Source organism: Thermogemmatispora carboxidivorans, from assembly GCF_000702505.1.
In the GTDB taxonomy this organism is placed as follows: Bacteria; Chloroflexota; Ktedonobacteria; order Ktedonobacterales; family Ktedonobacteraceae; genus Thermogemmatispora; species Thermogemmatispora carboxidivorans.
The window spans coordinates 146,781-159,687 of sequence record NZ_JNIM01000001.1 but is presented as its reverse complement, the minus strand read 5'-3'; the positions used below and the strand labels follow the sequence as shown (position 1 = coordinate 159,687).

At 60.3% G+C, this 12,907-nt stretch carries 8 protein-coding genes; 4 read left to right on the top strand and 4 right to left on the bottom strand.

The window, feature by feature from the left end; all coding sequences use genetic code 11:
- Positions 1-46: 46 nt before the first annotated feature.
- On the bottom strand, positions 47-1,003 hold the full coding sequence (locus tag N688_RS00595) for a DUF488 domain-containing protein (RefSeq protein ID WP_052887473.1): 957 nt from the start codon (positions 1,001-1,003) through the stop codon (positions 47-49).
- A 357-nt stretch (positions 1,004-1,360) separates the two neighbouring features.
- Here N688_RS00595 and N688_RS00590 point away from each other — a divergent pair, with 357 nt between their 5' ends.
- Positions 1,361-2,164, top strand: a complete 804-nt coding sequence (locus N688_RS00590; RefSeq protein WP_052887472.1) for a glycosyltransferase family 2 protein — start codon at positions 1,361-1,363, stop codon at positions 2,162-2,164.
- Positions 2,165-2,199: 35 nt separating this feature from the next.
- Complete coding sequence (locus tag N688_RS00585) at positions 2,200-5,592, top strand: glycosyltransferase (protein WP_052887471.1); 3,393 nt, start codon at positions 2,200-2,202, stop codon at positions 5,590-5,592.
- A gap of 23 nt (positions 5,593-5,615) precedes the next feature.
- Here N688_RS00585 and N688_RS00580 read toward each other — a convergent pair whose 3' ends face one another.
- A complete protein-coding gene (locus N688_RS00580; protein ID WP_052887470.1) occupies positions 5,616-6,356 on the bottom strand; it encodes an MBL fold metallo-hydrolase in 741 nt (246 codons plus the stop codon).
- Positions 6,357-6,442: 86 nt separating this feature from the next.
- Between N688_RS00580 and N688_RS00575 the strand changes: the two genes are divergently transcribed.
- Positions 6,443-8,455 (top strand): WD40 repeat domain-containing serine/threonine protein kinase, encoded by a 2,013-nt coding sequence (locus N688_RS00575; RefSeq protein ID WP_052887469.1) that lies wholly within the window; start codon positions 6,443-6,445, stop codon positions 8,453-8,455.
- Positions 8,456-8,597: 142 nt separating this feature from the next.
- Here N688_RS00575 and N688_RS00570 read toward each other — a convergent pair whose 3' ends face one another.
- Together N688_RS00570 and N688_RS00565 are read right to left on the bottom strand one after the other, a co-directional pair.
- Entirely contained in the window at positions 8,598-9,203 is a 606-nt protein-coding gene (locus tag N688_RS00570; RefSeq protein ID WP_052887468.1) for a hypothetical protein, read from the bottom strand.
- Between the two features lie 235 nt (positions 9,204-9,438).
- Positions 9,439-11,820: a transglycosylase domain-containing protein gene (locus N688_RS00565; RefSeq protein WP_052887467.1), complete on the bottom strand. Its 2,382-nt coding sequence runs from the start codon at positions 11,818-11,820 to the stop codon at positions 9,439-9,441.
- Positions 11,821-12,077: 257 nt separating this feature from the next.
- On the opposite strand from N688_RS00565, the gene N688_RS00560 reads away from it, so the two are divergent.
- Positions 12,078-12,869 (top strand): hypothetical protein, encoded by a 792-nt coding sequence (locus N688_RS00560; protein ID WP_052887466.1) that lies wholly within the window; start codon positions 12,078-12,080, stop codon positions 12,867-12,869.
- Positions 12,870-12,907 lie beyond the last annotated feature (38 nt).

Here is a 12,907-nt window from a genome sequence, read left to right as displayed (position 1 = left end):
CCGTCCTGGCGAGAGCTGACCCTCCCTCCTTGCAGGCCGGGGCCAGCTAGCAGTCATCTAGCGCGGGCAGTATCTGCTGGCGCTGGTCATGACTACTGAGATTCTGCCGCGCTGGATGAGAGACAGCGTTACTCGTTAAATGCACGATAGGGGCCTCAATGTACCCCTGCTGCTGCAAATAAGCCGCCAGCACAGCACGATGACAGTGGCCAGGATCAGCCTCAAAACAGGTCAGTGCCACTCGTCGCTGTTCAGCAATGAGCGCCGCCAGTCGCTCGATGCTCTCTGTCTCCCGCGGGAGCAGGTCAGTGGCATAATAGGCAAAGAGTGCGCGATAAGCCTCCTCAGTCTCTAACTCCCGTCGCAGCTCAGAGGGCACACCCAGAGCGGGCACGTGAAGATAGGCGATCCCCACCTCGTAGAGAGCCTGGGCCAGGCGGGTCCTGGCAAAGCCGAACTTGCGCGAAAATGGATTGCGCCGCACATCGACCAGGAGACGCACCTCATGGGAGAGCAAGAGAGTCAGATAGGCGTCCAGGCTTAAGCCCTCGTAGCCGAGCGTGAAGAGACAGACGGCGTCGTCCGCTCCGCGAGAGACCTCCTTCGACAGCGACGAGGCGGCAAGCTCTCGCCTGAGCAGCCGCAAGGCGCCGCGCCGATCAGCGGCGAAGCTCTGGCTTTCCTCCCACACTTGCGCTAACAAGCGGCGATCACCCGGACGGAGTTGGGACAGGAAGGAGGTTCCCGCCGCCACAGCAGCCAGAGCCACCCCCGGCGGTGGCGTCAGATAACGCCGCAGACGCAGCGCCTGCAGATCATGCTCCAGGACGAAGCTGCGCCAGTGCTTTCCCCAAACAACGAATTCATAAGGAGCCTGTCTTTGCTCGCGCTGAGCATGGACAGACCAGAGCATTACCAGCAGCCGCGCTCTCTCCTCATCCAGCTCCCCCCCCGCCAGCTCGGCCAGCGCTAAGAGCAACCGCTGACGATAGAGCATAGTCATGGGTCGGTAGCTTCCTCTCACTTTATCGTCTTTTCAGCTACTACGACGAAAAGCCGACCGCCCAGCTACACCCACAGGGAAGGAGTCCTACCTCGCACCTCCAGCACTGATCGTAGCGGTAATACTCTATTATTTAGATTTTACTTCATGCAAAATCATTTTGCAAGCATGCTATCGGGAGGCAGGGTACGCCCTCCGTCCCGCTTCGATCTTGACCCATTTTGCATGCAAATATATATTACGTTCTTCACCCACATAATAGCTTAAGAAAGGCAAGGAAAGCTTTCTTCTACGGTGTGAAGAAAGACGGTAATAAGCACCTGTAGCCACATAACTAGAGAAAGGATATCTAGCGCGATGAGTATCTCGTCCCTGGCCCAAAGTGATACCAAGGATAAGGATACGGAGGCACCGGACAGGGCTGAGGCTCTGTCTAACTCGGGAGCCGCCGCTGCTCCACGCAGCCTCTCGATCGTGCTCTTGACTCAGAACGACGAGGAGAGCATCACCCTGGTCGTGCGCTCGCTCCTGAGCAGCCTGGGAGACTGGGCCGACGACCTGGAGATTCTCGCCGTTGATCGCGGGAGCCACGATCGCACCGGCATACTGCTCGAACGCCTTGCCGCGGAGGAACCGCGTCTGATTGTCTTGCACCAGTCCGCAAGCTGCGGCTATGGCCAGGCTCTGGCCAGCGCCCTGAACCAGGTCAGCAAAGAGTTCGTCCTGCTGATGGAGGCTCAGCCCGGCCTCAGTGTGGATCTTCTCAAGCGCAGCTTTGCCCTGCTGAGCGACTACGATGCCGTGCTCGGCTTTCGCCAGCGCCAGGGCTGGCAGAGGCTGACCACGCTCCTCTGGAGCTGGCTGCTGCGCTTCACCCTGGGTCTGCGGGTGCGCGATCTCTACTGTCCCTTTAAGCTCTACCGCGCCGAGTTTTTCCGCCAGCAAGCCCTGGAGATGCAGGGCCACCTTATCAATGCCGAAATGATCCATAAATTTGTGCGTGCTGGCTATGTCTACACGGAGATCGCCATTGGTCCAGAGAAAGCCAGCGAACCCGTCAAACCGTCGTTGCGGCGTAAGCTCTCCCTCTACTGGGAAGCACTCTGCGAACTGAGCAATTATAGCGGTCGCTGTTATCAAGAAGAGCATGGATGTATTTGAGCAGTATCAATCGAGGAGTGTGGAGGAGAGGATTCATGGCGTCCGGTCTTCTGACAAAAGAATCTCCTAAACTCAGCGAGCTGCAATTTCGCAACCGTGTAGCGCGTTATCGGCGCTGGCTCGAAGGCAATGTCAGCCCCAGCGCGACGCGCCCCAACAGTCGCGAGCTTGCGGAATACCAGCGTGCGGCCTGCCGTCCGATCCTGATTCATGGCAAGGAGGTGACCGTCTTTGCACCATTCCACCCTGAGCGCGCCGCCCTACACACCTTCAGCCGGGCGCAGCTCGCGATACTGGGCGGCCTCTTGCTGCTTTGGGGCGGCGCCCTGGCCTGGAAAGGTCCAGCGCTGCTCGTTGTGGCCTCGACCCTGATCACGCTGCTCTATGTGGCCCATCTGCTACTGCAGTTTGCCATTGTGGGTACACATCTGCTGGCTCCCGCTGAGGCCAGCAGCGATGAGGGGATCGACGAGCACCTGATCAGCGCCCTCAACAATGCCGACTGGCCTCGCTACACCATCCTGTGCCCGCTCTACCGCGAGGCCGCCGTGGTCGGCCAGATGGTGAGTGCCCTGCGCTCCCTGGACTACCACCGCGATCGTTTGGAGATCTTGCTGCTGACAGAGGAAGACGACCTCGAGACGCGCGCCGCCCTCAAGCAGCTGGCTCTCCCCGCTCACTTCCGCGTACTCGTCGTGCCGCGTGGCTACCCCCGTACCAAGGCCCGTGCCTGCAACTACGGGTTGCTACATGCCCGTGGCGACTACCTGGTTATCTACGACGCCGAGGATATCCCTGATCCTTTGCAGCTGAAAAAAGCCGTGCTGACCTTCGCTCAGCACGATCACTCGCTGGCCTGTGTGCAGGCGCGTCTGAATTGCTATAATCCTTCCCAAAATCTCCTGACTCGCCTCTTTACCGCTGAGTATTCCCTCTGGTTTGATCTGGTGCTGCCGGGCCTGCAGCGGCTCGGTCTCCCGCTGCCGCTCGGTGGCACCTCAAACCATTTCCGCGTCTCCGTGCTGCGCGCTGTCGGCGGCTGGGATGCCTTCAATGTCACCGAGGACTGCGATCTCGGCCTGCGCCTCTTCCAGCACGGCTTCAAGACCGTGATTCTCGATTCGACGACCTACGAGGAGGCCAATTCTCGTCTCAGTAACTGGCTGCGCCAGCGCTCGCGCTGGATTAAGGGCTATATGCAGACTTACCTGGTCTATATGCGCCATCCCCTGGTCTACTGGCGCGAGCGGCGCTGGCGCGAACTCTGCAGCGTGCAACTGGTGATCGGCACCAGCGCCGCCAGTCTGCTCGTGAACCCCCTCGTCTGGGCACTCTCCCTTTTCTACATCTGTACCGGTGGTCGCTACCAGGCTTTCTACCACCTGCTCTTTCCTGGCCCCATTCTCTACGCGGGCGCCTTCTGCCTGATCTTCGGTAACTTTTTCCATCTCTACCTCAATCTGCTGGCGCTGCTGCATCGCCGCTATTATGGGCTGGTACCCTGGGCTTTGCTGATGCCCTACTGCTGGTTGCTAGATAGCCTGGCCGCTTATCTGGCGCTCGCCGAGCTGCTCGTCCGGCCCCACTACTGGCAAAAGACCCTTCACGGCTTCCACCTGCTCAAGCAGCAGCAACCTGTCAACCAGTTCAGTGCCACTGTGGTTCCCCTGACCCCCCAGCATGGGCCGAGCGAGATCGAGATTGGCCTGACCCCCATCCGCCTGGGTGGCCACACCCCTTTCAAGCCGCTTCGCCTGGTCCTGACACCAGAGACGACCATCCGTCCTTTGCCACACATCCGACGCTCACGTCCTCACGATTTGGGGGCTTTGGTGACCTTTCTCTGCGCTTGTCTGAGCAGTATCTCGGCCTGCCTCTACTTCTTTCTGCATCAGGAGATTCTGCTGTATGGCGATGCCTACGCCCACCTGCGCATCGCTCGCAGTGTCTTTGATAGCGCTACACCCGGCCTGGCCCAGCTCGGCGGCGTCTGGCTGCCGCTGCCTCACATGCTGATGCTCCCCTTCGTCTGGAATGACTTCCTCTGGCACTCTGGGCTGGCCGGCAGCTTCGTCTCGATGCTCTGCTATATCATTGCCGCCCTTTACCTCTACCGCGGCGGCCTGCGCCTGACCCGCGATCGCTGGGCCGCGTTTCTCTGCTCCCTGGTCTTCATGCTCAATCCCAATATCCTTTACCTCCAGTCGACACCGTTGACCGAGTTGACTCTGATTTGCATGATGACCGTGGCCGGCTACTACTTCTTGAGCTGGGCCCAGGAGAATCGCCCGCGCTACCTGGTTCTGGCGGCGGCCAGTACCTTCCTGGCAACCCTCTCCCGCTACGAAGGCTGGTCTTTCTTCGTCTGCCTGCTCATCCTGGTCAGCCTGACCAGCTTGCTCAAGCGGCGCTCTTTCGCCGAGATCTGCGCCAATACCCTCGTTTTTGCCCTCCTGGGGGGCCTTGGTATCGCCCTCTGGCTGGCCTGGAATCGCATCATCTTTGGCGACACCTTCTTTTTCTTGCACGGCCCTTTCTCCTCTGAGATGCTGCTCTCTAGCTTTGCCCGCGCTGGTCGCTTCTATACCTATCACAACGTCAGTCTCTCGTTGCTGACCTACCTGCTGCTCTCGGTGAAGACCTTCGGGCCATTTCTCCTCTTTCTCTCATTGCTGGCCTTCGTCTTCTTCCTGCTCCGCCACCGGCTCAGGCCGGAGACCCTGGCACTGATCGCCTTCATGGCTCCGCTCGGCTTCTATGTGCTCTCGATCTACAGCGGGCAGGCGCTCATCCTGCTGCCGGAGATCGGGCCGGGCCATGATCCCGGGCGCCTCTACAACGATCGGCACGGTGCGGCAGTGGTGGTACCGGCAGCTCTGCTGCTGGCGACGCTGATGAGTAGCGGGCTGCGCCTGCTGCGGGGACGGCTCCATCTGCTGGGGCGCCTGGCCTGCGCAGGAGCGATCTGCGGTCAAGCTTGCTTCATTGCCGCCACTGGCATTGTGACCCTCCAGGACGGCCTTTATGGGAACTCTTGTACGGGCACCCATCCGGTCAGCATCTACCTGGCCAAGCACTACAACGGCGGTTTGATCTTAGAGGACGTCTCTCCCACCAATTTCGACGTCTCGGAGGCTGGCATCAACTTCCGCAATGTGATCTACGACGGCTCGGGCCGGCTCTGGCAGCAGGCCCTGCGCGATCCCGGGGTCAGCGTCGACTGGATCGTCCTCAATCCACGGCTGCCGGGCGATCGCGTGGCGCGAGCGCTGCCGCCGGGCAGTCCCCTGCTGCGCCAGTTCACGCTGGTGCTGATCGATCCCCGCAGCGGCATGCACCTCTACCATCACCGCGGGCGCCCGCCACTGCTAGATCGCCCGATTCCACCGGAACTCTTAACCGCTCATCGTCTCTGCCCGAACGATTAACGTCCCAGTGCTCGTCTGCTCGCTCACTCGTCGGGCAGGGCAAAGGTCATGAGGTCACACCCGACGATGATGGTGCCGCAATAGCCTTCGGCGCGCGCCCGCTCCTGCAAGCGGGCCGCGTCAAGTTCGCGGTAGAGATGCGAACAGACGAGCGTTTTGACCTGGGTAGCAGCGGCCAGTTGGACGATCTCGTCATCGCTGAGATGGCCAGAGTCGATGATAGCCAGGTCGACACCTTGCAGGAAGAGACGCTCCTGCTCGTGAAAGGAGGAGTCGCCAGTAATGGCGTAGCGCTGCCCCTGCCAGGTGAAGCGTAGCCCGTGGTTGCCTGCGGGTGGCAGCTCGCAGAAATCAAAGCGGTAGGGCCCGATCTGAAATGTTTCTTCTATGATTTCATGGACCAGAATTTGATAATGGGGCTGACGGAAGCTGTGAGGACTGAAGAGGCGCATCAGCCCGTCGATCAGGCGCTGCAGTCCGGGTGGCCCGTAGAGGTGGAGGTCTTGTTTACGCGGCTGCCGGCGCGACCAGGCTCCGGCATGCAGCAGGGGAATGAGATCGGAGACGTGATCGGGGTGAAAGTGCGAGATAACGATATGCTCCAGGACATTGGGATTGAGGCCAACCTCGGCGAGACGCTGGCTGATGCCGCGCCCGCAGTCGAAGAGGATCGGCAGCCCCGCCAGATGCAGGAGAACGCTGGAGGCGCGACGCTCTAGCTCGATTTGGCAGGTACCCGTACCAAGCAGCATGAGATAGCTCATCGTTTGTCATCCCTCTTCTTGACAGACGAACGTTCTAGATGCTACCATGCAGGCAGATCATCGTTAGCATACAGGACCAGCAAGCAATGCAGGGTTCCTTTCTTCTTTATTGTGACATCTGTGGAGCAGCTAATCGTCCCCAGGCCCGTTTCTGCTTCGCCTGTGGCCGTCCGCTGCAGAATGGCGCGCCTCCCTCGTTAGTGGCCGACCAGGCCCAGACAGCGAGCCAGACGATCTCGGCCCCAACCTCGCCAACCACCACCGGCCTGCTTCCGTCCAGCACCTTGCTTCGAGGACGCTATCAGATCACTGCCCAGGTCGGGAAAGGGGGCTTCGGCGCCGTCTATCGCGCAACAGACCTGCTGCTGGCCAATCGCACGTTGGCTATTAAGGAGATGAGTCAGCAGTCCTTGAGTTCCAGGGAGCTGCAGGAGGCCACGGCGGCCTTTCAGCAAGAGGCCCTCTTGCTGGCAGGTTTGATTCATCCAAATCTGCCACGTATCTACGATCACTTCTGCGAAAATGGGCGCTGGTACCTGGTGATGGACTTTGTCGAAGGGGAAACGCTGGAAGAGCGCCTGAGCCGCACCCCCGATGGGCGACTGCCCCTTGACGAGGTTCTGCGCCTTGGTCTGCAGCTCTGCGATGTGCTCGGCTACCTGCATAGCCGCCAGCCGCCCATCATCTTCCGCGATCTCAAGCCGGCAAACATCATGCTCACGAGGGACGGCCATCTGTATTTGATCGACTTCGGCATCGCGCGCCTCTTCAAGCCCGGCCAGAGCAAGGATACAACGGCCCTCGGTTCCGCCGGCTATGCCGCACCAGAGCAGTACGGTCGTGCGCAGTCGACGCCACAAACCGACATCTACGCTCTTGGGGCCACGCTGCATCAGCTGATCACTGGCCAGGACCCCGCGCTCTCTCCTTTTACCTTTGCTCCCTTTCCCCAACAGGACGCCGACCATCGGCAGCTAGAGGCACTAGTGATGCGTATGGTGCAGACCGAGGCCAGCCGCCGCCCGGCTAGCATCCAGGAGATCAAGGTCGAGCTTGAAAGTCTGCTCACCCGGCGTCTGAGCAACCAGGGGCGCCCGAGTGCCGCCAGTCAGTACCGGCCCGCACCAGCCTCAGCGAGTTCGGCGGCTCCCGTCGTCGCCTCTCCCACGGCGCCCCTGATCACGCGCTGCCTCTACACAGGCCATCATCGGAACACCAGCATCTATGCCCTCGCCTGGTTCCCCGACGGGCGCCTTCTGGCCTCCGGCGGGGCCGATGGCAGCATCCAGATCTGGGAAGCGCTCAGCGGGCACTTGCTGCGGCGCTGCGATGGGCATCGAGGATCGGTCTACGGCCTGGCCTGGTCCCCCGACGGCCAGCGCCTCGCCTCAGCGGGACGCGATGGCACGGTGCGCCTCTGGAACCCGAGTACAGGCGATGAACTCACAAGCTACCAGGGCCACACCTCCTACGTCTACAGTGTGGCCTGGGCGCCCGACGGCCAGTTTCTGGCCTCGGCCAGCCAAGACGGGACGGTCCATGTCTGGGCCGCAGCCAGCCCCTGGGAGAGCAGTCGCTATCGCGGCCATTGGCGCAGCGTCAAAGCGGTGGCCTGGGCGCCCGATGGTCAGCGCCTCGCCTCGGGCGGCGGCGATAGCCTCCTGCACATCTGGCCACGTCCTACTAACCGGGGACGCAGCTTCCTGACCTCCTGGCTCCTCTCACGAAAAGAGATCCACTGCTACGGCCAGCAGCAGCGCATCAACGCCATTGCCTGGTCGCGCGACGGACGCTACGTCGCCGCAGGGAAGACTGGCGGCAGCGTCGAGATTTGGGAGAGCCAGCACGGCAGGCAGCAGATCACCTATCGCCGGCATAAGAAGGCAGTCTACGCCCTCAGCTGGCACCCCCGAGGTTCCTTACTGGCCTCCGGCGGACGCGATGGCCACATCCATTGCTGGCAGGCCATAGATGGGCGGCAGCGCTTCGCCCATAATAGCCAACAAGGCATTATTTACTCTCTCGCCTGGTCACCTGATGGGCGCTACCTTGCCTGCGGCGGCCAGGATGGAAGCGTCTACGTCTGGGAGATCAACTAAGGACGCAACGGGCCAGTCAGCTTCCCCTCAGCCTGGGCAGAACTGAGGGCTGAGCCAGTAGCAACCCAGTGGATGGCCTGAATACTGCAAACAAGAGAGGAAAACGCGCAGCAGATTCGCGCTGCAGCGCTGGCCAGCCAGGCTAATCCCCAACGGTCGCCCCAACCACAAAGGCATCGACACGCGAGGCCTTCCCCCGCCAGTAGGGCACCTTGAATTTGTGGCCGCCGCTGAGGATCGTCACATCGCGCATATGGATATAGTGGTAGACGATCGGTAAGCCCTCTGGTCCATACTCCGGCTGATCGGGCGGCGGCACCAGCGCCGTATAGTACTTGCGCAAGGCATCGGCAGTGTCGGGATCGTGCTCGCGGTGCGTCTCCTCATTGAGATCAATGTAGAACTGGGCATAGTGGGCAGTGCTCACCATCACCCCGAAAATGAGTAGCCCATGCATCTGCAGCATCATCTCGATCTCTAGATCATGCTGCTCTACCAGCTGAATCCACATCTGCAACGCCACATCCTGCTCACCATACTCCCTCAGCCAAAGCTGACGACGCTCCATGCGCGTCAAAGGGCGAAAACCGCCCTCCAAAGCCTCGTTGAGCTCCTGCTCAGGATCAGGGGAGGAGGAGGAGGAGGAAGCGGCGTCGGCAGAAGCATTGGCATTGTTCGTGTGAGCGGCTGATGACTGCGGCTGCTGTGGCCCCTTCTTGTTCGCTTCCTGCCCGGATTCGCTACTCATAGAAACAGAAACCTCCACAATAAGCCATGTTGCAACATCCAGTAGCGTGCTCTGCTCCTTTTATGATATCACGGAGCGAAGGGAAAGGCTGCCCTGCCAGCAAAAGGGGTGCAAGAGGAAGAGGAAAAACAGGCCGAGAGCGGCACCACTCCCCTGAGCAAGGAGGGCGATGCCGCCCTCCTTGCTGCATGCTTTCAGCCTGGAAGCTCAACCAATCGTCCACAGTCGCTGGCGCTCAGGAGGTTGTAGGCAGCGTCCCGTCAATAAACCAATCGCTCACAGTCGGATCGCCGGGACGAGGCAAGAGACCAGTGAGAGCAGAGACCGTGCCCAGATGGACATTGGCCGGGCGGATAAAGTCCTCAGCCGGATAATGATAGCGCTGGGAAGCATACTCCATCACATCATGCCAGATGGGACCGGCGCCCGTGATGCCAATGACATTATCCATAGGGGTATTATCGCTATTGCCAGCCCAGACCCCGACCGCCAGATAGGGCGTATAACCAACGGTCCAGTTATCGCGGAAGGTCTGGGTTGTGCCAGTCTTGGCAGCCGCCGGGCGATCGGCCAGCTCCAGCGGGTTGCCAGGGCCAAACTCGTGATAGCGCGAAGCCTTATCCGAGAGGATACTGCTAATCAGGAACGAGACATCAGCCCCGAGCGCGCGCACCCCATGTGGGTGAGCAGCATCGTAGCGATAGAGCGGATGGCCCAGGCTATCGGTAATCTCCAGGATGGCCACCGGTGGGACACGCACCCCCTGATTGGCGAAGGTCGCATAGGCCCCGGTCAACTCCAGCAGCGAGACCTCCGCCGTGCCCAAGGCGATCGAGGGGAAGAAACACTGCTCCGGCGTCGCCTTCGGCGCATTGTAGTTCTTACGACAGGCCTGCAGGTCGGCAGTATCAAGGGAGGTAATGCCCAGGCGCTTGGCCATGTTGAGGACATTGTTGAAGCCGACGTACTCGACGGTCGTCACCGCCGGAATATTGAACGAGTTCGCAATGGCGTTGCGAATCGTCATCGGAAAGGTCGTATGGAACTTCTGATCGTAGTTATTCGGCGTATAGTAGCCAGAAGGAGAATTTGCATCCTTCGTCGGATAAATCGTGAGATGATCAGGGACAATCATGGCGGGATACCAGCCCATCTCGAAGGCCGTGGCGTAGACGATGGGCTTAAAGGCCGAGCCGGGCTGGCGCAGCGCGAGGGCCGAATTATACTGACCCTGGACCTTTGCACTCTGATTATTGAAATCGGCACTGCCATCCATCGCCAGAATCTCGCCCGTCGTTGGACTCATCACCACAACCGCAGCATTATTCACATTATTCGTTTTATACAACGGCCCCTGATACTGGCCCAGGTAAGGATCATACTGGACCGTATAGAGGCGGTCGTGAACGATCTGCTCGACTTTCTTCTCCAGCGTCAGATCGAGAGTTGTATAGACATTGTAGCCCCCATTGAGCAGGTTCTGACTGCCGAGCAGAGACGTGAGCTGATCGATCACGTACTGCACAAAGTGGGGAGCCTGGATATGGTGGGTCGCGCTATAGGGTTTAAAGACAAACTTCTGGCTCTCGGCCTCGGCGGCAGCGGCTTGCTGAGGGGTAATCATCCCCAGCTCGACCATCGACTGCAAGACCACCTTCTGGCGCGCCAGGGCTGCAGGCTTATTGAGTGTTGGATCATAGTAGGAAGGACTTTGGGGCAGCCCGGCCAGCAGCGAGGCTTGAGCCAGATCGAGCTGTGCCACCGCCGGCTTACAGCGCGTCGCCGTACACTTCGGCTGCAGATTGAAATAGTTCTCCGCTGCAGCCTCAGCTCCGTAGTTCAGATCGCCGTAGTAGACCGTGTTGAGATACATCTCCATGATCTTCCACTTCGGATACTGCTGTGTCAGGCCATAGGCCAGCACGGCCTCCTCGGCTTTGACGGCCAGTGTGCGGGGTTGGTTGCTGAACAACTCGTTCTTAATGAGCTGTTGCGTGATTGTGCTCCCACCCTGAACAACGCTCTGGCTCTGGAGATTCGAGAAGACGGCGCGCAGAATGCCCTGCAGATCAACGCCCGAGTTTTCCCAGAACGTATGGTCTTCGGCGGCCACCGTGGCATTGATCAAGAGCGGCGAGATATCGGTATAACTGACATAAGTGCGACGGCCACGATCGGCGCTATGATCGAACAGCTCATAGAGCAGATTGCCATTACGGTCATAGATGCGCGTCGTCTGGAAGAGCGCATTGTTGTTAGCAATGTTACGCAGCAAGGGCAGCTGCGCTTCGTAATAAGCATAGACGGCCCCGGCACTGCTCGAAAAGAGGGCGAGGCCGAGCAGCGCGGCTACCAGGAGCATGAGCGCCCAGCGCGGTGTGCGGTGGGGATAGAAACGCCGGCGCCAGCGCTTACGCAGAAGAATCCGATTGGTGCGCCAGCGACGTAGCGGAGGGACTCCACTCTTTGCGCCCGTAGCGGGTAAAGGAGCCAGGAGAGCTGGCTGCCCCCGGGCCACTGGAAGGCGACGGGCTGGTAGCTGTAGTCCTGGTACCCGGGGGCCAAGCGCTCCGCCCCGCTCGGCTTCCCCTGCGGGTTGCTTCTCGTGGTACTCCATTGCTCCCTTCCTCTTCTCGGCATGCAAACGGATCTGGTAATAGCGAACGCAGCAAAGCTTTCTTCCAGTTATAGAACGATCGATGTGTTTTCGCGTATCATCATAGGTAATTCGAGACCACTCTGCAACCCCCGTAGCCTCTTTGCGTATCCTATGGTAATAGATCGTTCCCTGGAGGGGCATTATATCACTGTAGCCAGCGTCAGGGAAAAGAGGCTAGAACCAGTAGCGAGCGAGGGCGACAAGGAGCGAGACCTATGCAGCAGCAGCAGCAAGAGCACGACTGGCAAGCAGAGCAGCCTGAATCAGCGGGAGCGAGCGGGCAGCCCCCTTCTGGTTCTGAGGGAGAAGCCGCCAGCCATCGCTCCTCGTCCTGGGGCTTTCCGGGTCGCAGGCGTGGGCGAGGCCAGAGTTCCCAACCGCGCCAGGAGCCGCCTGGGCGTTATCCAGAGCCATTGCATGACTATAGTTATCGGCGCGGCTATCCGGCCCAAGACTATCCAAATCGTGAAGAGGAAGGGCCGGTACCGGAGGTCATCCAGCCAGGCGAGACAGCTGCATCTGTGGACGAACCTGGAGCGAGCTGGTCAGGGGCAGTCTCAGCTCAGCCTGGCCCGCAGACAAGCTCTGGAGCAGGGCCAGCCCGCAGACCTGACGCCCGTCAGCCTCAGCCCTGGAGAGTCAGCGCTCGCCCTGCGTGGTCTCAGCCTCCCTGGTGGGCGCGGCCTCAGCCCCAGCGGAGCCATCAGATTGTCTGGCTGGTGCTCTGTCTGGTTCTGGTGGCGCTGCTTCTCAAACTGCTTCCCTGGGTAGGGGCCTTCATTCTTGGCCTGGTGCTGGGCGGCGTGGGTCTCATCGTGGGGCTGGTCGGCGGTTTGATCGGCCTGATTATTGGCCTGCTAGGGGCCGCCATCGGCCTCATCATCGCGGTCATCGTGGTCTGCCTGCTGTGTGCGCTTCCTCTTGCCATCGGTGGCGTGATCGTCTGGCTGCTGGTCCACGCCCATCAGCAAGGTTCGCTGCGTCGGTCTGGCCCGGGGAAACTCTAACTCCAATCTCGCTATGACATGAGGTATGTGCGGTCAAC